Source organism: Streptococcus gwangjuensis (assembly GCF_028156745.1).
Taxonomy (GTDB): Bacteria; Bacillota; Bacilli; order Lactobacillales; family Streptococcaceae; genus Streptococcus; species Streptococcus gwangjuense_A.
Map to the genome: position 1 here is coordinate 107065 of NZ_JAODJG010000031.1, position 22211 is coordinate 129275.

The 22211-nt window shown below is 41.3% G+C and carries 22 protein-coding genes; 13 read left to right on the forward strand and 9 right to left on the reverse strand.

Features of this window, described 5'->3' with window-relative positions; translation table 11 throughout:
- Positions 1-8 precede the first annotated feature (8 nt).
- From N5909_RS04290 to N5909_RS04315, 6 genes are all read left to right on the forward strand, one after another.
- On the forward strand, positions 9-932 hold the full coding sequence (locus tag N5909_RS04290; RefSeq protein WP_023945674.1) for a carbohydrate ABC transporter permease: 924 nt from the start codon (positions 9-11) through the stop codon (positions 930-932).
- Between the two features lie 255 nt (positions 933-1187).
- Positions 1188-2669, forward strand: a complete 1482-nt coding sequence (locus tag N5909_RS04295) for an ABC transporter substrate-binding protein (protein WP_271630866.1) — start codon at positions 1188-1190, stop codon at positions 2667-2669.
- A 233-nt stretch (positions 2670-2902) separates the two neighbouring features.
- A complete protein-coding gene (locus N5909_RS04300; protein WP_261116700.1) occupies positions 2903-3592 on the forward strand; it encodes a CPBP family intramembrane glutamic endopeptidase in 690 nt (229 codons plus the stop codon).
- Positions 3593-3647: 55 nt separating this feature from the next.
- Complete coding sequence (locus tag N5909_RS04305; RefSeq protein WP_261116699.1) at positions 3648-3944, forward strand: bacteriocin immunity protein; 297 nt, start codon at positions 3648-3650, stop codon at positions 3942-3944.
- 132 nt (positions 3945-4076) lie between these two features.
- Entirely contained in the window at positions 4077-5063 is a 987-nt protein-coding gene (locus tag N5909_RS04310; RefSeq protein ID WP_271630867.1) for a rhodanese-related sulfurtransferase, read from the forward strand.
- Positions 5064-5184: 121 nt separating this feature from the next.
- A complete protein-coding gene (locus tag N5909_RS04315; RefSeq protein ID WP_271630869.1) occupies positions 5185-6045 on the forward strand; it encodes a DUF4299 family protein in 861 nt (286 codons plus the stop codon).
- A 70-nt stretch (positions 6046-6115) separates the two neighbouring features.
- Here the strand turns inward: N5909_RS04315 and N5909_RS04320 are convergent, their stop codons facing one another.
- The 5 genes from N5909_RS04320 to N5909_RS04340 all read right to left on the reverse strand — a co-directional run bounded on the left by N5909_RS04320 (position 6116) and on the right by N5909_RS04340 (position 10361).
- Positions 6116-7180, reverse strand: a complete 1065-nt coding sequence (locus N5909_RS04320) for a DUF6574 domain-containing protein (RefSeq protein WP_261116698.1) — start codon at positions 7178-7180, stop codon at positions 6116-6118.
- Between the two features lie 62 nt (positions 7181-7242).
- Positions 7243-8157, reverse strand: coding sequence for a DUF4097 domain-containing protein (locus N5909_RS04325; RefSeq protein WP_261116697.1), 915 nt, complete (start codon positions 8155-8157; stop codon positions 7243-7245).
- Positions 8150-8743, reverse strand: coding sequence for a DUF1700 domain-containing protein (locus N5909_RS04330; RefSeq protein ID WP_020902112.1), 594 nt, complete (start codon positions 8741-8743; stop codon positions 8150-8152). Before N5909_RS04330 ends, N5909_RS04325 begins: the two co-directional genes overlap by 8 nt.
- Positions 8730-9056, reverse strand: coding sequence for a PadR family transcriptional regulator (locus N5909_RS04335; RefSeq protein WP_000273858.1), 327 nt, complete (start codon positions 9054-9056; stop codon positions 8730-8732). The genes N5909_RS04330 and N5909_RS04335 overlap by 14 nt, the downstream gene beginning before the upstream one ends.
- A gap of 138 nt (positions 9057-9194) precedes the next feature.
- The gene (locus N5909_RS04340) at positions 9195-10361 is read right to left on the reverse strand and encodes a CynX/NimT family MFS transporter (RefSeq protein ID WP_261116696.1); all 1167 of its coding nucleotides are present in this window, start codon (positions 10359-10361) and stop codon (positions 9195-9197) included.
- Between the two features lie 150 nt (positions 10362-10511).
- Between N5909_RS04340 and N5909_RS04345 the strand changes: the two genes are divergently transcribed.
- Positions 10512-11549, forward strand: a complete 1038-nt coding sequence (locus N5909_RS04345; protein ID WP_390897289.1) for a glycosyltransferase family 2 protein — start codon at positions 10512-10514, stop codon at positions 11547-11549.
- A 67-nt stretch (positions 11550-11616) separates the two neighbouring features.
- Positions 11617-13467, forward strand: coding sequence for a polysaccharide biosynthesis protein (locus N5909_RS04350; protein ID WP_033682456.1), 1851 nt, complete (start codon positions 11617-11619; stop codon positions 13465-13467).
- A gap of 307 nt (positions 13468-13774) precedes the next feature.
- Here the strand turns inward: N5909_RS04350 and N5909_RS04355 are convergent, their stop codons facing one another.
- Genes N5909_RS04355 through sdaAB form a run of 3 tightly spaced genes read right to left on the reverse strand, consistent with a single transcriptional unit; the run spans position 13775 to position 15981 of the window.
- Entirely contained in the window at positions 13775-14407 is a 633-nt protein-coding gene (locus N5909_RS04355) for an HAD family hydrolase (protein WP_020901806.1), read from the reverse strand.
- 21 nt (positions 14408-14428) lie between these two features.
- Complete coding sequence (gene sdaAA / locus N5909_RS04360; RefSeq protein WP_000500041.1) at positions 14429-15301, reverse strand: L-serine ammonia-lyase, iron-sulfur-dependent, subunit alpha; 873 nt, start codon at positions 15299-15301, stop codon at positions 14429-14431.
- Between the two features lie 8 nt (positions 15302-15309).
- Positions 15310-15981 (reverse strand): L-serine ammonia-lyase, iron-sulfur-dependent subunit beta, encoded by a 672-nt coding sequence (gene sdaAB, locus N5909_RS04365; protein WP_000838909.1) that lies wholly within the window; start codon positions 15979-15981, stop codon positions 15310-15312.
- A 239-nt stretch (positions 15982-16220) separates the two neighbouring features.
- Here sdaAB and N5909_RS04370 point away from each other — a divergent pair, with 239 nt between their 5' ends.
- Positions 16221-16871, forward strand: a complete 651-nt coding sequence (locus N5909_RS04370) for a LysM peptidoglycan-binding domain-containing protein (protein ID WP_033682455.1) — start codon at positions 16221-16223, stop codon at positions 16869-16871.
- An 87-nt stretch (positions 16872-16958) separates the two neighbouring features.
- Here N5909_RS04370 and N5909_RS04375 read toward each other — a convergent pair whose 3' ends face one another.
- Positions 16959-17840, reverse strand: a complete 882-nt coding sequence (locus tag N5909_RS04375; protein ID WP_271630870.1) for a hypothetical protein — start codon at positions 17838-17840, stop codon at positions 16959-16961.
- A 301-nt stretch (positions 17841-18141) separates the two neighbouring features.
- Here N5909_RS04375 and mnmA point away from each other — a divergent pair, with 301 nt between their 5' ends.
- The 4 genes from mnmA to mnmG all read left to right on the forward strand — a co-directional run bounded on the left by mnmA (position 18142) and on the right by mnmG (position 22202).
- Complete coding sequence (gene mnmA / locus N5909_RS04380; RefSeq protein ID WP_271630871.1) at positions 18142-19263, forward strand: tRNA 2-thiouridine(34) synthase MnmA; 1122 nt, start codon at positions 18142-18144, stop codon at positions 19261-19263.
- A gap of 140 nt (positions 19264-19403) precedes the next feature.
- The gene (locus N5909_RS04385; protein ID WP_271630872.1) at positions 19404-19859 is read left to right on the forward strand and encodes an NUDIX hydrolase; all 456 of its coding nucleotides are present in this window, start codon (positions 19404-19406) and stop codon (positions 19857-19859) included.
- Between the two features lie 8 nt (positions 19860-19867).
- Entirely contained in the window at positions 19868-20299 is a 432-nt protein-coding gene (locus N5909_RS04390) for an NUDIX hydrolase (protein ID WP_271630902.1), read from the forward strand.
- Positions 20289-22202 carry a tRNA uridine-5-carboxymethylaminomethyl(34) synthesis enzyme MnmG gene (gene mnmG / locus N5909_RS04395; RefSeq protein WP_033682445.1) on the forward strand — a complete coding sequence of 638 codons (1914 nt, stop codon included), beginning with the start codon at positions 20289-20291 and terminating at the stop codon, positions 22200-22202. The genes N5909_RS04390 and mnmG overlap by 11 nt, the downstream gene beginning before the upstream one ends.
- Positions 22203-22211: the final 9 nt, after the last annotated feature.

The window sequence follows — 22211 nt, forward strand, 5'->3', positions numbered from 1 at the left end:
AGGAGAATATGGCAGAAAAGAAAATTAAAAAAGAAAAAATTGATAATGTCGGCATTCACTCCTTCAGTAAGAAAGCAGATATCTTCTTCAGTATTATTTCTGGTTTGATCGCCCTCTCTTGTATCCTACCCTTTGTTTTCGTTATCGTTATTTCGGTGACAGATGAAAAGAGTATCCTCCAAAATGGATATAGCTTCTTCCCATCTCAATTTGGATTAGACGGTTTTGAGTTCTTGGCACAGTTTAAGGATAAAATCCTCCAAGCCCTCTTCATCTCAGTCTTTGTAACAGTGGTGGGGACTATCACAAACGTCTTTATCACAACAACCTATGCCTACGCCATCTCACGGACAACCTTTAAGTATCGCAGATTCTTTACGATCTTTGCCCTTCTTAGTATGTTGTTCAACGCTGGTTTGGTACCAGGCTATATCGTGGTCACTCGTTTGCTTCAACTCGGTGATACAGTTTGGGCCTTGATTGTTCCAATGCTTCTCTCACCATTTAACATCATCTTGATGCGTTCCTTCTTCAAGAAGACTATCCCAGAAGCCATTCTTGAATCTGCTCGTATCGATGGTGCCAGTGAAGCCCGGATCTTCTTCCAAATCTGTTTGCCATTGTCACTACCAGGTATCGCAACCATTACGCTTTTGACAGCTCTAGGTTTCTGGAATGACTGGTTCAACGCCCTTCTTTATATCAAGAGTGACAACTTGTATCCATTGCAATATTTGCTCATGCAAATCCAACAAAATATGGACTACATCGCAAAAGCAGTCGGCCTCTCTGGTCAACTGGGAGTTGCTCTTCCGAAAGAAACAGGTCGTATGGCCATGGTTGTGGTCGCAACCCTTCCAATCGCGATTCTATATCCATTCTTCCAACGCTACTTTGTAAAAGGTTTGACTATCGGTGGTGTGAAAGAATAGTGCTTGTTGAGAAAAATCATTTCTCAGTTCCCAACTTCCCTTGTGTGAAGTTAATACTCTTCGAAAATCTCTTCAAACCGCGTCAACGTCGCCTTGCCGTAGGTATGATTACTGACTTCGTCAGTTTCATCTACAACCTCAAAACAGTGTTTTGAGCAGCCTGCGGCTAGTTTCCTAGTTTGCTCTTTGATTTTCATTGAGTATAAGATCATTACATTGTTTATAAGTTTAAAAATAAAAAAAGGAGTTTTTGTCATGAAAAACTGGAAAAAATATGCTTTTGCATCTGCTAGCGTAGTCGCTTTGGCTGCTGGTCTTGCTGCTTGTGGAAACCTTTCAGGTAACAAAAAAGCTGCTGACTCAGCTTCAGGTGAAAAACCTGTTATCAAAATGTACCAAATCGGGGACAAACCAGATAACTTGGATGAATTGCTAGAAAATGCCAACAAAATCATCGGAGAAAAAGTTGGTGCTAAATTGGATATCCAATATCTTGGATGGGGTGACTATGATAAGAAAATGTCAGTTATCACATCATCTGGTGAAAACTATGATATCGCCTTTGCATCTAACTATGTTGTAAATGCTCAAAAAGGTGCTTATGCTGACTTGACTGACTTGTATAAGAAAGAAGGAGCAGAGCTCTACAAAGCACTTGACCCAGCTTATATCAAAGGTAACAGCATTAACGGTAAAATTTACGCAGTTCCAGTTGCAGCCAACGTTGCATCATCTCAAAACTTCGCCTTCAACGGAACTCTCCTTGCTAAATACGGTATCGATATTTCAGGTGTCACTTCATATGAAACACTTGAACCAGTCTTGAAACAAATCAAAGAAAAAGCTCCAGATGTAGTGCCATTTGCGGTTACTAAGAACTTCATCCCATCTGATAACTTTGACTACCCAGTTCCAAATGGACTTCCATTCGTTATCGACCTTGAAGGGGACACTACTAAGATCGTAAACCGTTACGAAGTGCCTCGCTTTAAAGAACACTTGAAGACTCTTCACAAATTCTATGAAGCTGGATACATTCCAAAAGATGTAGCAACAAGCGATACTTCATTTGACCTTCAACAAGATACTTGGTTCGTTCGTGAAGAAACAGTAGGACCAGCTGACTATGGTAACAGCTTGCTTTCACGTGTTGCGAACAAAGATATCCAAATCAAACCAATCACTAACTTCATCAAGAAAAACCAAACAACACAAGTTGCTAACTTTGTCATCTCAAACAACTCTAAGAACAAAGAAAAATCAATGGAAGTGTTGAACCTCTTGAACACTAACCCAGAACTCTTGAACGGTCTTGTTTACGGTCCAGAAGGCAAGAACTGGGAAAAAATTGAAGGTAAAGAAAACCGTGTTCGTGTCCTTGATGGATACAAAGGAAACACTCACATGGGTGGATGGAACACAGGTAACAACTGGATTCTTTACATCAACGAAAACGTTACAGACCAACAAATCGAAGATTCTAAGAAACAATTGGCAGAAGCTAAAGAATCTCCAGCACTTGGATTCATCTTTAACACTGACAGTGTGAAATCTGAAATCTCAGCAATCTCTAACACAATGCAACAATTCGATACAGCTATCAACACTGGTACTGTAGACCCAGACAAAGCTATTCCAGAATTGATGGAAAAATTGAAATCTGAAGGTGCCTACGATAAAGTATTGAACGAAATGCAAAAACAATACGATGAATTCTTGAAAAACAAAAAATCATAAAATCAATTGATTTCGTGTATTCATTCCTAACTCCTAAAAACTGAATCACTGTTTTCCTCAGGTTGGTCTGGGGGAGGCAGTGATTTTTTGAAACGAGAGATCATAGATATCCATGTTTTTTATCACTATTTAACCATTCAGGAAATCTCAAGTACCATTTTGGATTTGGAGTAAGGATTTAGGAAAATATAGCTTATATTAGAGATGTTCCAAGTTTACAAAGGAGGGTTCACATGAAAAAGTATCAACTTCTATTCAAAATAAGTGCAGTCTTCTCTTACTTATTTTTCGTATTTGGTCTTTCTCAGCTGACGCTTATTGTCCAAAATTATTGGCAATTTTCTTCTCAGATAGGAAATTTTTTCTGGATTCGAAATATCTTGAGTGTGCTATTTAGCGGAGTCATGATTTGGATTCTGGTTAAGACAGGTCATGGTTATCTCTTTCACATTCCAAGAAAAAAATGGCTTTGGTATTCGATTTTGACAGTATTAGTGGTAGTGCTCCAGATCTCTTTTAACGTTCAGACAGCTAAACATGTTCAGTCAACTGCTGAAGGTTGGGCTGTATTGATAGGTTATAGTGAGACTAACTTTGCTGAGCTAGGTATCTATATAACTTTGTTCTTTCTGACTCCACTTATGGAAGAGCTAATCTATAGAGGATTACTGCAACACGCCTTTTTTAAGCATTCGAGATTTGGCCTTGATTTGCTTCTTCCGTCCATTTTATTTGCTCTTCCTCATTTTTCAAGCCTGCCTAGTTTGTTAGATATCTTCGTCTTTGCAACATCTGGCATCATCTTTGCTAGTTTGACCCGCTATACCAAGAGCATTTATCCTTCCTATGCGGTGCATGTGATTAATAATATTTTCGCGACATTACCATTTTTGCTGACTTTTTTACAGAGGGTGTTTGGGTAAATACTGACGCGAGAGTTAGGAATGATAGCTTTTCAATTTAAGGAGGGAAATAAGAATGACACCATTAAAATGGTTTGCAGGAGGAAGCGAAAGACGTTGTGAAGCCATGACTATCATAGATCATCTACTAGAAGACATAAAGGATACGCCTCAGCTGACTCCCTTGAAAAATCTGTTAGTGAGTTATAAAAGACGATTAGAGGACGATGGGACCTCTACTCCATTTATTTTGAGTCAAATGAATGTTGACATCTCACGTGTGTTGATTGATAATAAGCTGATGTTATCAGAAAATCAAGCTGAGCAGATCAAAAAATTGAGAGAATTATCTGCTATTCGCTATGGCTACTGATGAAGTACAGGGATAGGACTCTTTCTATAAATTTCCAGTCAAATAAATTGCATTCGTTTTCTTAAGCAGGTATACTAATATTGATAAATAAAAAATTCTGAAAATTTAAGAATAGAAAAGAGAACAAATCTTATGGCAAAAGATATTCGTGTCTTACTTTACTACCTTTACACTCCAATTGAAAATGCAGAGCAATTTGCTGCAGACCACTTGGCCTTCTGTAAATCAATCGGCCTTAAAGGCCGTATCCTAGTCGCTGACGAGGGAATTAACGGAACAGTTTCAGGTGATTATGAAACAACTCAAAAATACATGGACTACGTTCACAGCCTCCCAGGTATGGAAAACCTGTGGTTCAAGATTGACGAAGAAAATGAACAAGCCTTCAAGAAGATGTTTGTTCGCTACAAGAAAGAAATTGTCCACCTTGGTTTGGAAGACAACGACTTTGACAACGACATCAACCCACTTGAAACAACAGGTGCCTACTTGTCTCCAAAAGAGTTCAAAGAAGCTCTTCTTGACGAAGATACAGTTGTCCTTGACACACGTAACGATTACGAGTACGACCTAGGACATTTCCGTGGGGCTATCCGCCCAGATATCCGCAACTTCCGTGAGTTGCCACAGTGGGTCCGTGACAACAAAGAAAAATTCATGGACAAGCGTGTTGTTGTTTACTGTACAGGTGGCGTTCGCTGTGAGAAATTCTCAGGCTGGATGGTGCGTGAAGGCTACAAAGATGTTGGTCAATTGCACGGAGGAATTGCAACTTACGGTAAAGACCCAGAAGTCCAAGGTGAGCTTTGGGATGGAAAAATGTACGTCTTTGACGAGCGTATTGCCGTAGATGTTAACCATGTCAACCCAACTATCGTAGGGAAAGATTGGTTTGATGGAACACCATGTGAACGTTATGTCAACTGTGGAAATCCATTCTGTAACCGTCGTATCTTGACATCAGAAGAAAATGAAGACAAGTACCTTCGTGGATGCTCACACGAGTGTCGTGTTCACCCACGTAACCGCTATGTTTCAGAAAATGAATTAACACAAGCTGAAGTTGTCGAGCGCCTAGCCGCTATCGGTGAAAGCTTGGATCAAGTAGCTACTGTATAAGATCAAACAGTCCTCAGGGGCTGTTTTTCTATGCTTTTTACTCAAAAATCTAAAGTTTGTTTCTGTATCTTTCAGGAAAATAAGGTATACTATATGTAAACGATTTCAAAGGAGTTCAGTTATGACGAAAACATTTTTTATTCCAAATAAACAGAGCATTTTAGGAGAACAGGAAATTTTGACTGCCAAGTCTATCTTGGCCTTGGTAGATGGTTTGGAGTCACATAGCTATGATGCAGTCTATCTCCGTCAACCTCTTAACCGTCTCGAGTATATCGAGTGTGCGATAGTGGGCCAATCACAATTTCTCTTTAAAGTTAGTTATGTTGATGGTCAAAAGGCTTACCGTATCGATCTTCCTGACCTACTAACGAAGACAGACTGGCAGATTATCAAGTCATTTTTAGAAGCCCTGCTTGCTTATACAGGAACTGAGGTTGAAGGACTAGATGGTTTTGACTTTGAAGCTTATTTCCAAGCAAGTATTCAAGCTCATATTGCAGACACTGCGGCTCGTTTTACGATTTGCCAAGGAATTTTTAATCCTGTTTTCTTTAGTCATGAGGATTTGAAAAGCTTTTTAGGGGAAGATGGCTTGGCTCAATTTGAAGCGCGTGTGCGTGCGGTTCAAGAGACAGATGCTTACTTTGCAAGAGTTTCCTTCTATCAGGATGGAGAAGGACAAGTTCACGGTGTTTACCATCTGGCTCAAGGGGTCAAGACCGTTTTACCGAGAGAACCATTTGTTCCTGCTGCCTATATTGAGCAATTGGTGGATAAGGAAGTGCAGTGGGAGATTGACTTGGTTCAAATCACAGGAGATGGCTCTAAACCAGAAGACTATGAAGCCATTGCTCGCTTAGACTATGCAAAATTCCTAGAGTCACTACCATCAGCATCTTACCACCAACTAGACGCCAATCAATTAGAAATACAACCCATCTTAGAAAAAGATTTTAAAACATTAGCACAAGAAAAGTAAAGCAGAAGCAGGTCAATTGACTTGCTTTTTGATATAGAAAAAATCCTGCCATGGATGACAGGATTGAATCTTAAAGAAAGGCCAAGATACGAAGATAATCTCCAATCAGTGCCACTTCAGCTACAAAGAAGAGGAGGATAATGACTCCGTTCACAAGGACAGACAAGAATAATTGATAGAAGGAGTCAGTTTCACTTGCTTGACTAGGTCTTGTAATGATATGAAGGCTAGCAAGCAGAATGATTCCAATGCTAATCACACACAAGAGGGCTGTAAATCGTAGGCTATCAAAGAAGGCAAAGAAACTAGCAATAGCAGTGAGGATGATTGGAATTGCCAAGAGTTGACTATATTGTTGGAGAACCTTTTCTAGGGTCCAGTCAGTTTCTTGGTGGATAAATCGTCTCACCACGAAACTACCCAAGAGGAATGAAAAGAAGAAGAGTGTTGTTGCTACTAGGATAGAGATAATCGAAAAGAGATTTAATGAAGCAAATTGTTCAGGGAAGTGGCTGTTGATAGTTGCTATATGTCCATAGTAGGCTTGTTTGATGTGGTAGATACTAAAGAAAAAGGAAGATGCAGAAAACAGAATGAGCAAAAGAAAGGCTGTGTAACTGTGTGTGCTACTTGTTTCAAGACTGCTTGTAGGAGATTTGATTGCTTCCACTAGCCAAGACCAAAAATCAAGCGCTTGCTCTTTCCATCTATCCGTAGATTTTGGAGCTTGGTCGGGGATATAGGGACTTTCTAAGGATTGACTGATAAGAAGGGGCTCTTTCGTGGTTGGTTTTTGCTGAGGAAGTGCTTCTTGACTCTCTTCAGCTATAGTGACTTTTTCTGTTTCTTTAGAAATGTCTGACTCTTCTTCAGTAGAACTGGATGCCTTCTTTTCTTCTATTTCTGTTCTCGCTTCACTGTCTTCAGGAGTTTCAATTTTCTCTTCTTGCTGGTTTTCTAGTTCGGCTTCAGCTTGAGAGACTTCCTCCTCTAACTGAGTATTTTCTTCAATTGGTGTATCGAGATCGGCTATCCTTTCTTCAGCCTTGTCTGCAACATCTTGGGACTGTTCATCAGGTTTGTTCTTGCTTGTTGCTTTTACAAAATCATTACTTTCAAACCATTCTTGTTTCATGGTAGAACCTCCTTTTTAGTTAGGTAAATATGCTTCCATAGTAGCAGATGTAAGCGCTTTTGTCAACGTCTGATTGGTGTGGATACTAGAGTGATATCATTATCAGCTCTAGCAATGAGTTGATCCTTGACACCAGCTTTTTCAGTTTTGTAAGGGTTGCTTAATTCTGTGTATTTTGATCCAGGTTTTTCTCTTGTGGCTTGTAAGATAGAACCATAGTTACTTGAGATGTCCCAATTAATTCGTTGGCTTTCTTTTTGCGTCAGAGTGATTGAGAGATGGTCTTTAGAAGTTAATTCCACCTTGCCGTGAACTTGGATATTTTCAGCGTGGAAGTGATGTTCTGTTGACTCTAGCTGACTATCTGTAAGGTCTGTATCAAAGATATTGATAATATTTGGTGTTGTGAGTTTACTGTTTTTGATACGACTTCCTTCAATTCGGAGGAGATAGCTATTATTGGTATTGATGGTCGCATTTTCAAGACTAGCATTAGTGATACTGGTTTGACCGCGATTTGCTGAGATGTTGATCCCTTTTAGACTTCTTCCCTTTGGAACTTGGAGAATAACTTCATTAAAACGACTAGAGTAGCTACTTGCGATATGGAGAATCCCGCCAATTCCAGAAGAGAGAAATGGAGTTTCAGACAGTTTTTTATCCGTTAGGCTCAGCGTTTTATCGTTCTGATTTGTGATAAGATCATGGTTAGCAGAAATAGATGGATGGTAAGAAATGTGGATTTGATCATCGAAAGAGTCTGTGATGGTCAGCGCGTGTTGGTGGAGAGTAATCTCTAGGTTTTCGACTTCCTTGCCAAAGGTCAACTCTTCCATCCGACTATCATAGACAGGCTCCTTGGACATGGCAAGTAGGCTCTTAATCCCGTCAGATTGGATGCCTACAAAAAGCAAGATAAAGCCGATAACGGTAGTCACCACACCAAAAATGAGAAATCCTTTTGTCCATTTACGCATGCTGGTCACCTCTCTTTCCTTTTTTAAGAACAAATTGCACCAGGCGAACAATGAGTAGGCCGAAGAAGCGGGCTACATAGGAAATGCCTAGTAAGACCAGAGACGAAGCACCGATGGCCAGTAAACCAGAACCGAAAATCAAGATAAAGGCTGATTTAGCTTGGGCGAGGACAGTGAAACTTTCAACTAAAAATAGAAATCCGCCGATGATACCAAGTATGGAAACTGCAAAGAAAGCCAGAATGACAGTCAAAGCAGCCACAAGAATTCCGAACAGAGCCACGAGGATGGCGATTCCCAGAGGAATACCGATGGGTGCTGCAAGGAGGGCTAACAAGGCGATATGTAAAATTTGTCGGTTATTTTTTTGAGCGGGCGCTTCATTGATTTTTTTATCGAGAAGATTGGAGAGAACTTCGTGGGCTGCTTCTTTGGGAGTTCCCAAGCTAGCGATGAGTTCTTCTTCTCCTTCGACTCCAGCATCATCAAAGAGTTCCCTGAAATAGTCCATGGCTTCAATTTGGTCAGCCTGAGGCAGTTTTTTGAGATAGAGTTCTAGCTGAGTCAGGTATTCAGTTCTTGTCATGGCGGATACTCCCTTCTATGATGCCATTGATGGTGTCTGTATAAAGTGCCCATTCATCTTTTAGGGTCACGAGCTGTTCTATACCACCATTTGTCAAGGAGTAGTATTTGCGCATGCGACCTTGGAACTCTCTAGAATAGGTTGTCAGAAAGCTATTGCCCTCCAATTTTTTGAGAATGGGATAGAGTGTAGATTCTTTGATATTAGCGATCAGCTTAATGGTTTGGCTAATCTCATAACCATAAGAATCATCCTGCTCCAGTACGGCCAAGATGAGAAATTCAATCAAGGCAGAGGATGTTGGAAAGTACATGGGAAACCTCCTTTTCTAATATGTAAGATTTTTATATATAATTTTTCTACACATACATTGTACATCTAAAAGAAAGCCCTGTCAAGAAAAATGTGTAAAATTTTTATATATAAAAAACTCCTAGTAAAAACTAGAAGTTTAGAGGATTTTATTAGCTCTGTCCACTGTAAAGAGGGCCACAGTCATCAGGATATCGACGAGTAAGAGAGCAGCTACAGCTGGTACCCAAGAGTGGAAGAGGTCAAAACTGTAACCAAAGAGAGTCGGTCCAAAGGCTGCCAGGATATAGCCTCCTGTTTGAGATAGACCGGACAATTGGGCTGTCTTTTCAGGAGCGCTTGTCTTGAGTGAAAAGTTGACCATGAGATAAGGGAAGAGGGCGCTTGTTGCGGTTCCGATGAGGAGATGGATGGCAAGCCAGTAAATGAAATTATTGATCGGGAAAAAGAGCATGGAAATGCCGACCACACCAGCTAGTGAAACCAGAGTGAGCATGAGCTGACGGTTGCGAGTAGACAAGCTGGTTGTCAGGCTTGGGATGGTCATTGAAAAAGGAATGCTAATCAGAGAAAAGATAGATGTCAGCAAGCCAGCTTCGTGACTGGATAGGCCTGCGTGGATAGCCATGGTAGGTAGCCAGGTCATAGCGGTGTAAAAGAGCAAGGATTGAAAACCGGCAAAGACAATCACTGCCCAGACTTGTTTATTACGCATGACCTTTGTTTTGCTTTTTTGTTTGGTTTGTAGAGCCAGTCTGTGATTATAGCGGTGATTTGGTAGCCAGACCAAAAAAGTTGCTAGGCAGAGCAGGGTGAGGAGGATGATAAGTCCTTTCCAAGAACTGGCTTGTGTAATAGGCACAGCTAGATAGGAAGCCAGAGCCGTCGCAATCCCCATAGAGGTTACATATAAGGTGGTCAGAAAACCAATCTTCTTTGGTTGATTGGCTTGGATGAGACTAGGAAGCAGCACATTGATGACTGCGATACTTGCCCCAACCATCAAGGTTCCTAGATAGAGCAGGGGCAGATTGATTAGTCGAATCAGAGAGCCAATGGTCAAGAAGAAGAGGCTGTAGGTAAAGAGATGCTCTAAGCCAATTTTCTGAGCCAGTCGGGTAGAAAAGAGCGAGAAGAGGGTAAACATGAGGAGAGGAAGGCTGGTCAAGACACCAAGCGAACTAACTTCTACTCCCAGCCCTTGCGAAATATCTCCCAAAATAATGGGTAAAACAGTAAAAGGAGTCCGCAAGGAAACACCAATCAGGATAATACCTGGAACAAAAAAGAGTGATTGCTTTTTCATATATTACCTCTTCTAGCTGATTTTAATAACAGCTTATTTTAAGGTTTTTTCCCTATAATGTCAAGTAAGGTTTCTGGCTTTCAAGATAAAAATGGGAAAGTCTTGAAAATTATGATAAAATAGTGGAAGGAAAAATTCAGGAGAGTAGTAGTGACTCAAAATGTTGACAGTCTTCTCGTATCCATTGTAATCAGTGCATACAATGAAGAAAAATATTTGCCTGGTCTAATTGAAGACTTAAAAAATCAAACCTATCCTAAAGAGAATATTGAAATTCTATTTATAAATGCTATGTCTACGGATGGGACCACAGCTATCATTCAGGAATTTATAAAGGAAGATATAGAGTTTAACTCAATTAGATTGTATAACAATCCTAAGAAAAATCAAGCTAGTGGTTTTAACTTGGGCGTTAAACATTCTGTAGGAGATCTTATTTTAAAAATTGATGCCCATTCAAAAGTTACTGAGAGTTTTGTAATGAACAATGTGGCTGTTATTCAACAAGGTGAATCTGTTTGTGGGGGACCTAGACCGACGATTGTTGAAGAAAAGGGAAAATGGGCAGAGATCCTGCATCTTGTTGAGGAAAATATGTTTGGTAGTAGCATTGCCAATTACCGAAATAGTTCTGAGGATAGATATGTTTCTTCCATTTTTCATGGGATGTATAAACGAGAGGTTTTCCAGAAGGTCGGTTTAGTAAATGAGCAACTTGGACGAACTGAAGATAATGATATTCATTATAGAATTCGAGAGCATGGTTATAAAATCCGTTATAGCCCAAGTATTCTATCTTATCAGTATATTCGACCAACATTCAAGAAAATGTTGCATCAAAAATATTCAAATGGTTTGTGGATTGGCTTGACAACACATGTTCAGCCTAAGTGTTTATCACTATTTCACTATGTCCCTTGTTTATTTGTTTTGAGTCTTGTGTTTAGTCTAGTATTGTTACCGATCACATTCGTATTCATAACTTTACTATTAGGTGCCTATTTTCTACTTTTGTCATTACTCACTTTGCTGACTTTATTAAAACATAAAAATGGATTTCTAATTGTGATGCCCTTTCTTTTATTTTCCATTCACTTTGCTTATGGCCTTGGGACGATTGTAGGTTTAATTAGAGGATTTAAATGGAAGAAGAAGTACAAGAGAACAGTAATTTATTTGGAAAAATAAGCCAAATAAATTAAAATATGCTACAATAACAATATAGTAAAACTCTTTTAAGGAGGAGTAAATTTCTATGAATAAAAAACTCACAGATTATGTGATTGATCTGGTGGAAATTTTAAATAAACAACAAAAACAGGTTTTCTGGGGAATATTTGATATTTTGAGTATGGTGGTTTCCATCATTGTATCTTATATTTTATTCTACGGCTTGATTAATCCAGCACCTGTTGACTACATTATCTATACGAGTTTGGCCTTCCTGTTCTATCAATTGATGATTGGATTTTGGGGATTGAACGCTAGTATTAGTCGTTACAGCAAGATTACGGATTTCATGAAAATCTTTTTTGGTGTGACTGCTAGCAGTATCTTGTCATATAGTATCTGCTATGCCTTCTTGCCCCTCTTCTCTATCCGTTTTATCTTTCTCTTTATCTTGTTGAGTACTTTCTTGATTTTATTGCCACGGATTACTTGGCAGTTAATCTACTCCAAACGCAAAAAGGGAAGTGGTGATGGAGAACACCGTCGGACTTTCTTGATTGGTGCCGGTGATGGTGGAGCTCTCTTTATGGATAGTTACCAACATCCAACCAGTGAATTAGAACTTGTCGGTATTTTGGACAAGGATTCTAAGAAAAAGGGTCAAAAACTTGGTGGAATCCCTGTTTTGGGTTCATATGAGGATCTTCCTGAATTAGCCAAACGCCATCAAATCGAGCGTGTTATCGTTGCGATTCCGTCGCTTGACCCGTCAGAATATGAACGTATCTTGCAGATGTGTAATAAGCTGGGTGTCAAATGTTACAAGATGCCTAAGGTTGAAACGGTTGTTCAAGGACTTCACCAAGCAGGTGGAGGCTTCCAGAAGATTGATATCACAGACCTTTTGGGCCGTCAGGAAATTCGTCTTGATGAATCGCGTCTGGGCGCAGAACTGACAGGTAAGACAATCTTAGTCACAGGGGCTGGTGGTTCAATCGGTTCTGAAATCTGTCGACAAGTTAGCCGTTTCAATCCTGAACGCATTGTTTTGCTCGGTCATGGGGAAAACTCAATCTACCTTGTTTATCATGAATTGATTCGCAAGTTCCAAGGGATTGATTATGTACCAGTTATCGCAGATATTCAAGACTATGATCGTCTCTTGCAAGTCTTTGAAAAGTACAAGCCAGCTATTGTTTATCATGCGGCAGCCCACAAGCACGTTCCTATGATGGAGCGCAATCCAAAAGAAGCCTTCAAAAACAATATCCGTGGAACCTACAACGTTGCTAAGGCTGTTGATGAAGCCAAAGTACCTAAGATGGTTATGATTTCGACAGATAAGGCGGTTAATCCACCAAATGTTATGGGAGCAACCAAGCGAGTGGCTGAGTTGATTGTCACTGGCTTTAACCAACGTAGCCAATCAACCTACTGTGCAGTTCGTTTTGGGAATGTACTTGGTAGCCGTGGTAGTGTCATTCCAGTCTTTGAACGCCAGATTGCTGAAGGTGGTCCTGTAACGGTGACAGACTTCCGTATGACCCGTTACTTTATGACTATTCCAGAAGCTAGCCGTTTGGTTATCCATGCTGGCGCTTATGCCAAAGATGGGGAAGTCTTTATCCTTGATATGGGCAAACCAGTCAAGATTTATGACTTGGCCAAGAAAATGGTCCTTCTAAGTGGACACACTGAGAGCGAAATTCCAATTGTTGAAGTTGGAATCCGCCCAGGCGAAAAACTTTACGAAGAACTCTTGGTATCAACCGAACTCGTTGACAATCAGGTTATGGATAAGATTTTCGTTGGTAAGGTTAATGTCATGCCTCTAGAAGCCATCGATCAAAAGATTGAAGAGTTCCGCACTCTTAGTGGAGATGAGTTGAAGCAAGCCATTATCGCCTTTGCCAATCAAACAACCCACGTTGAATAAAAAAGAAAAACGCATATTATCAGTTCAGAAGAACCTTGGTAATATGCGTTTTGTTATGTAGAGACTTATACTCTTCGAAAATCTCTTCAAACCACGTCAATGTCGCCTTGCCGTAGGTATCATAGGTATAGGTAACTGACTTCGTCAGTCTTATCTACAACCTCAAAACCATGTTTTAAGCTGACTTCGTCAGTTTTATCTGCAACCTCAAAACAGTGTTTTGAGCAGCCTGCGGCTAGTTTGCTCTTTGATTTTCATTGAGTATTACTTTATTTTCTTCTGAAATGGGGTTGTCGCCCAGTCTATGTTATTGAAAATACTCCAAAACTTCTAAGGGTTTGTGGGACATATAATCAGGTTGATAGTTTAGTAGATCTGCTTGCTCTCCAAATCCCCAAGTGACGGCCAATTTCTGAATGCCTGTTTCTTGAGCTCCAAGCATATCAAACTTGGTATCTCCGATGATGATGGCTTGTTCCGGTGCTAGTTGATGTGTCTGCAAGGCTTGGCGAATGACATCTGCCTTATGGGGTGCTTCAGGGCTGGAACCATAAATGCCATCAAAGAAATGATAGATTCCCAAGTTTTTAGTCATGTCTTGAGCGGTTGGAGTATTCTTTGTAGTGGTGATATAAAGAGGGTAATTGCTCGATAACTCCTCAAGCAAGTCTACAATCTGAGGAAATAGTTGAGCTTCATAGATGCCTTTTTCCTTGTAGTAAGAACGGTATATCTGCACGGCCTCAGAAATTTGTTCTTTGGGCAGGCAAGTCGCAAAACTACTTTCAAGGGGTGGTCCCATAAAACCACGAATCGTTTTGGCATCAGGGCTAGGCACTCCCAGCTCCTTAAAGGTATGGGTAAAGGCATTGTGAATCCCGATAGAACTGTCAACGAGGGTTCCATCCAGATCGAAAAAAATCGCTGTGATAGAGGTCATGATTTCTCCTATTTGATAAACTTATTCTCCGAAAATTTCTTTTTGGAGGCGACGACCAGTAGGGGTGGCAGCGAGTCCACCTTCAGCTGTTTCACGAAAGGCAGTTGGCATGCTTGCTCCTACTTGGTACATGGCATCGATAACTTCATCCACAGGTATTTTAGATTCGATACCTGCCAAGGCCATGTCTGCTGCGATGAAGGCAAAGCTAGCTCCCATGGCATTACGTTTAACACAGGGAACTTCAACCAAGCCGGCAACAGGGTCACAGATGAGGCCCAGCATATTTTTAATGACAAAGGCAATAGCCTGACTGGCCTGATAAGGTGTCCCACCTGCAGCTAGAGTTAAGGCAGCAGCACTCATAGCAGAGGCCGAACCAACCTCGGCCTGGCAACCGCCCTCAGCACCTGAGATAGAGGCATTGTTTGCGATGACTAGTCCAAAGGCACCCGCAGCAAAGAGGAAATCCAGCTGTTGCTCGTGGCTGAGGTCTAATTTTTCAATAGCAGCAGTGAGAACAGAAGGGAGACAGCCAGCACTTCCAGCGGTTGGAGTAGCGCAGACCAAGCCCATTTTAGCATTGTGTTCATTGACTGCAATGGCATTTCGGGCAGCAGAGAGAATCGTGTAATCTGATAGAGTTTTTCCGTTTTTAATGTAGTGATCCAATTTGGCAGCATCTCCACCTGTCAAGCCACTACGAGATTTATTTTCATTGAGGCCGAGTTGGACAGAGGCTTTCATGACTTCCAGATTGCGTTCCATGAGAAGGAAGACTTCTTCACGTTCGCGACCGGTCAATTCAAACTCTGTTGTAATCATGAGTTCTGCGACATTTCCTTGAAAGTCCAGATCTGCTTGCTCGACCAATTCTTTGATAGAATAAAACATGCTTCCTCCTATTTAAAGAAATTGACATTGTGGAGATGAGGGATTTTTCGAATTTCTTCGATGGCCTCATCACAGTTGCGACTGTCAACTTCGATAATCATAATAGCTTTTTCACCAGCTTTTTCACGAGTAACGTTCATCTGGGCGATATTGATATCATAGCGGGAAAGAGCCTCCGTAACAAGGGCAATCATACCTGGAATATCTTGATGAACGATGATGATCGTCGGTGTATTCATATTGAGAGAGACGGCAAAGCCATTGAGTTCGGTTACCTGAATATTCCCTCCCCCGATAGAAATACCAGTCACGCTGATGGTCTTGTGAGCATTTTTGACGGTAATTTTAGTGGTGTTTGGGTGAGGGGCATTGCTGTCTTTCTGAATGGTCCAGACAATCTTGATGCCACGCTTGTGGGCAATCTCCAGGCTGTTTGGGATTTCAGGATCATCTGTATCCATGCCCAAAATACCTGCAACAAGGGCTAGGTCTGTTCCGTGACCACGATAGGTTTTGGCAAATGAGTTAAATAGTTGGAATTCGACTTCTGTCGGAGTATCATCAAAAATGGAAGAGACAATCTTCCCAATACGAACAGCACCAGCGGTATGGCTACTAGATGGGCCAATCATAACTGGTCCGATGATATCAAAGACAGATTGAAAACGAAGTGATTTCATCAGTTTCCCCTTATAAAAATTCTTATCTCTATTATATCAAAGAATGAAGGTATTGGCTTTAATTGTGGATGAAAACCTTTTTACACTACAAATAGCATAAAAAAGCATCTTTTGTAACAAAAAATAGCTTATTTAGGGAAATAAAAAATAATTTTGTAATATTTCTACATAAAAGTGTCAAGAAACGGTAATATTTAAAGGGTATGATAGAACTATAGAAAGAAGGAGAATTTTCAAATATGAAATCAACAACTAAAAAGATTAAAACAACTCTTGCAGGAGTAGCTGCCTTGTTTACAGTATTTGCTCCATCATTTGTATCTGCTCAAGAATCATCAACTTACACTGTTAAAGAAGGTGATACACTTTCAGAAATCGCTGAAACTCACAACACAACTGTTGAGAAATTGGCAGAAAACAACCACATCGACAACATTCATTTGATTTATGTTGGTCAAGAGTTGGTTATCGATGGCCCTGTAGCGCCTGCTGCAACACCAGCGCCAACTACTTATGCAGCACCAGCTGCTCAAGATGAAACTGTTTCAGCTCCAGCAGCAGAAACTACAGAAGTAGTAGAAGAAGCAGCACCAGCTGCAAGCACACCTGCAGCAGAAGAAACGGTTGCTGCAGCAGAAACTTCAGCACCAGTTGCAACTGTAAGTGGATCTGAAGCAGAAGCTAAAGAATGGATTGCACAAAAAGAATCAGGTGGTAGCTATACAGCTACAAACGGCCAATACATCGGACGTTACCAATTGACAGATTCATACTTGAACGGTGACTACTCAGCTGCTAACCAAGAACGTGTGGCAGATGCTTACGTTGCAGGACGCTACGGTTCATGGACTGCTGCTAAAAACTTCTGGCTTAACAACGGCTGGTATTAAGAAATAGAAAAAGAGCCTTGGATGGCTCTTTTTGTGTGCTTTTATTTGACAAAAGACAATTTTTAAATAGTAGTAATAAAAGATTGCTTACGGCTGACGAGATTCTGGAGTTTCTCCAGCTGAATTAGTGCGATTATTACTGTTAGTATCGGGAACCTCAGCATTATTACTATTATTATTGGTATTCGTATCTCCTTGGGCTCCTGCAGTATCAGTAGCTTGATCTCGTGTATTGACAGCAGTGTTTCCCCCACTTCTAGCACCATCAGATGAATATTGCTCGCTTGCAGGTGCTTGTGAATTATATCTGTTCCCATTTGACTCAGTATAGCTTGGAGTGTAGCTACCTCCTTCTGAAGAATAGCTTTCTCTTCCCTCAACGTTACTAGTCGTTTCTGTTTCTTTTTTATTAGACTTCTGCTCTTCTTCTTTTTTGGTCAAGACTTCAGCTTGCTTTTGGAATTTTGAAATCAGTTCTTGAATGGGCTTTATTTTTTCATCAATAGTGGCTTGTTCGCTTGTGGAGTTGACACTTTTAATAATTTCTAGTATTTTTTGTAAGGAAGTGATGGCTGTTTCAAGTGCTTGTTTATCTTCAAACTGGCTATCGGATTCCTTTATATCCAATTTTAAAGCTTTTTCAGTATAATGATTAGTGATTTTATCGGCCGTAGAAGTAAGAAAATCTGTTAATGTCTTTTTGCCTTCGTCAGTGGTAGGCTTTAATTCTTGAATTTTTTTCCAATCCTCTATAATCGTTTCAGAATCAATATTGAAGTTTTTAATAGCATTTTTTACTTGTTCGACATCTTGTCCATTCTTATGTTGTTTGCTGAGAGCGATGTTCCCTCTCTCTGCTTGGATATGTTCTTGATGAATGACTAAACCTATTAAAAGTCCAAGACCTACAACAATAATGATAGTAAAAATAGTATTTTTTGATGTTAGAATATCTTTGTAGTTTTTCACAATCGTACTACGTACATGGATGGTAGTATCTTAAAGGGATCATGTACGACTTCCTCCTCATTACAGTATATCATTTTTAGCTTATTTTATAAATAAGTTTATAAGTAGAATCGAGATTTAACTGTTCATTGCCCTTTTTGTAATTATATTTCTGTTTCTATCAAATAGAATGTCAGATTATCAGCCTCTTTCTTGTCTTCTCCAACCAAGCATGTTATAATGAATACTGCTCAAGCGACCTTCAATCGTGAAGCACACACGACCTTCAATCGTGAATAAACGAATAGATGGGAGACTTACCATGAGTGATAACTCTAAAACACGTGTTGTCGTGGGGATGAGTGGTGGTGTTGATTCGTCGGTGACGGCTCTTCTTCTCAAGGAGCAGGGTTACGATGTGATTGGCATCTTCATGAAGAACTGGGACGACACAGATGAAAACGGCGTCTGTACGGCGACCGAAGATTACAAGGATGTGGCTGAGGTGGCAGACCAGATTGGCATTCCCTACTACTCTGTCAACTTTGAAAAAGAGTACTGGGACCGCGTTTTTGAGTATTTCCTAGCGGAATACCGTGCAGGGCGCACGCCAAATCCAGATGTTATGTGCAACAAGGAAATCAAGTTCAAGGCCTTTTTGGACTATGCCATGACCTTGGGGGCAGACTATGTAGCGACTGGGCACTATGCTCGAGTAGCGCGTGATGAGGATGGCATTGTTCATATGCTTCGTGGCGTGGACAATGGCAAGGATCAGACTTATTTCCTCAGCCAACTTTCGCAAGAACAACTTCAAAAAACCATGTTCCCACTAGGACATTTGGAAAAGCCTGAAGTTCGCAGACTAGCAGAAGAAGCAGGCCTTGCAACTGCTAAGAAGAAAGACTCGACAGGGATTTGCTTTATCGGAGAAAAGAACTTTAAAAATTTCCTCAGCAACTACCTGCCAGCTCAGCCTGGTCGCATGATGACTGTGGATGGTCGCGATATGGGCGAGCATGCAGGGCTTATGTACTATACGATTGGTCAGCGTGGTGGACTTGGTATCGGTGGGCAACACGGTGGTGACAATGCACCTTGGTTCGTTGTCGGAAAAGACCTAAGCAAGAATATTCTCTATGTAGGCCAAGGTTTCTACCATGATTCGCTCATGTCAACCAGCCTAGAAGCTAGCCAAATCCACTTTACTCGTGATATGCCAGAGGAATTTACGCTAGAATGCACAGCAAAATTCCGCTATCGTCAGCCTGATTCTAAGGTGACCGTCCATGTCAAAGGAGACAAGGCAGAGGTCATCTTTGCGGAACCTCAGCGTGCCATCACACCAGGACAGGCAGTTGTCTTTTACGATGGTGAAGAGTGTCTCGGTGGCGGTTTGATTGACAATGCCTACCGCGATGGACAAGTTTGTCAGTACATTTAGATTGACAAATTTTCTCAATTTGCTACAATAATAAAAGCAATAGAAATGATGGTCAAAGCTCATGGATGTTGCAGGCTTTTTTGTCCTGCACTTCTTTGGAGTTTTGACTGTTTTTGTGTCGTTTAGAGGAAAGGACAAAAATGACTCAACAAGACTTTCGGACAAAAGTGGGGAATACTGTTTTTGGCGTTCGGGCGACAGCCTTGATTCTCCAAAATGGCAAGCTCCTAGTTACCAAAGATAATGGCAAGCATTACACAATTGGCGGTGCGATCCAAGTCAATGAAAGCACGGAAGAAGCGGTAGTCCGTGAAGTGAGGGAAGAACTGGGTGTCGAAGCTCAAGCTGGGCAACTAGCTTTTGTTGTTGAAAATCGTTTTGAAGAAGATGGTGTCTATTGGCACAACATCGAGTTTCATTATCTGGTGGACTTGCTTGAGGATGCCCCATTGACCATGCAGGAAGATGAGAAAAGGCAGCCTTGTGAGTGGATTGATTTGGATCAGCTTAAGGGTATCAATCTAGTTCCAGCCTTTTTGAAAACAGCCCTGCCAGATTGGGACGGCCAACTAAGACACATCCATCTTGAGGAATAGGGGAGAAAATAATGGTTAAGCTTATTGCCCATGTACTTGTTCATAGTGGTGATGATTATTTGCTTATTCAGCGTTCGGAAATTAAAAGAGGACAACCCAATGTTTATCCAATTTACTGGGATATTCCTGGTGGTGGGGTTGAAAAGGGTGAACTTCCGCGAGATGGAGCTCTTAGAGAATGTATTGAAGAAGCGGGAGTTAGGCTAGATAGCAGTTTGCTCAAACTTCTTCACGAAGATAGTCAACTGGATACCTCTAAGGATACTGTCTTTACTCGATTAGTTTATAAAGCAGAGTGGGTTGGGAAGAAGCCAATTATCAGATTAGATCCTGAAGAGCATACGCACTTTAAATGGGTTACTATGGCTCAAGCTCTAGAGGAGGAGAAGTTAGTTCCTTATTTACGAGAAATTTTTGAAAGGTTAAGAAATGACTTATAATTTTACTGAAGAATACGATATTATTGTAATTGGTGCGGGACACGCTGGGGTAGAAGCATCCCTAGCTGCTAGTCGTATGGGCTGTAAGGTCTTACTTGCGACCATCAACATTGAAATGCTGGCTTTCATGCCATGTAATCCCTCTATCGGTGGTTCTGCCAAGGGGATTGTCGTGCGTGAAGTCGATGCCCTCGGTGGCGAGATGGCCAAGACCATTGACAAGACTTACATCCAGATGAAGATGCTTAACACTGGGAAAGGTCCAGCTGTCCGTGCCCTTCGTGCGCAAGCTGACAAGGAGCTTTACTCTAAGGAAATGCGCAAGACGGTTGAAAATCAAGAAAATCTGACCCTTCGTCAAACCATGATTGATGAGATTTTGGTGGAAGATGGCAAGGTTGTCGGTGTCCGTACAGCGACTCATCAAGAATATGCTGCCAAGGCTGTTATCGTGACGACAGGAACAGCCCTCCGTGGGGAAATCATCATCGGAGACCTCAAGTACTCGTCAGGCCCTAACCACAGCCTAGCTTCTATTAACCTTGCTGATAATCTCAAGGAACTGGGCCTCGAAATCGGTCGTTTCAAGACAGGAACCCCTCCACGTGTCAAGGCTTCTTCTATCAACTACGATGTGACAGAGATTCAGCCAGGAGACGAAGCGCCTAATCATTTCTCATATACTTCACGTGATGAGGATTATGTCAAGGATCAAGTGCCATGCTGGTTGACCTACACCAATGGTACCAGTCATGAGATTATCCAAAACAATCTCCACCGTGCGCCTATGTTTACAGGTGTGGTCAAGGGAGTGGGCCCTCGTTATTGTCCGTCGATTGAGGATAAGATTGTACGCTTTGCGGACAAGGAACGTCACCAACTTTTCCTTGAGCCAGAGGGACGCAATACAGAGGAAGTCTATGTCCAAGGCCTCTCAACCAGTCTACCTGAGGATGTTCAGCGTGAGCTGGTTCATTCTATCAAAGGGTTGGAAAATGCAGAGATGATGCGAACAGGTTATGCCATTGAGTATGACATGGTCTTGCCTCACCAGTTGCGTGCGACTCTGGAAACCAAGAAAATCTCAGGTCTATTCACTGCTGGTCAGACCAATGGAACATCAGGTTACGAAGAAGCTGCTGGCCAAGGGATTATCGCGGGTATCAATGCGGCTCTGAAAATCCAAGGCAAGCCAGAGTTGATTTTGAAGCGTAGTGACGGTTATATTGGGGTCATGATTGACGACTTGGTGACCAAGGGAACGATTGAGCCTTATCGCCTTTTGACCAGTCGTGCTGAATACCGCCTCATTCTCCGCCATGACAATGCTGATATGCGTTTGACGGAGATGGGACGTGAGATTGGTCTTGTGGATGATGAACGCTGGGCTCGCTTTGAAATTAAGAAAAATCAATTTGACAATGAGATGAAGCGTCTCGACAGTATCAAACTCAAGCCAGTCAAGGAAACCAATGCTAAGGTTGAGGAGATGGGATTCAAGCCGTTGACCGATGCAGTGACAGCCAAGGAATTCCTTCGCCGTCCAGAAGTGTCTTACCAAGATGTGGTGGCTTTTATCGGCCTAGCTGCTGAGGACTTGGATGACAAGATTATCGAATTGATTGAAACAGAAATCAAATACGAAGGCTATATTTCCAAAGCCATGGATCAGGTTGCTAAGATGAAACGCATGGAAGAAAAACGCATTCCAGCCAATATCGACTGGGATGACATTGATTCTATCGCAACCGAAGCCCGTCAGAAGTTCAAACTCATCAATCCAGAAACCATCGGACAAGCCAGCCGTATTTCGGGAGTAAACCCAGCAGACATTTCTATTTTAATGGTGTATCTTGAAGGTAAAAATCGTAGTATTTCTAAAACTCTTCAAAAATCAAAATGATACGTCGTC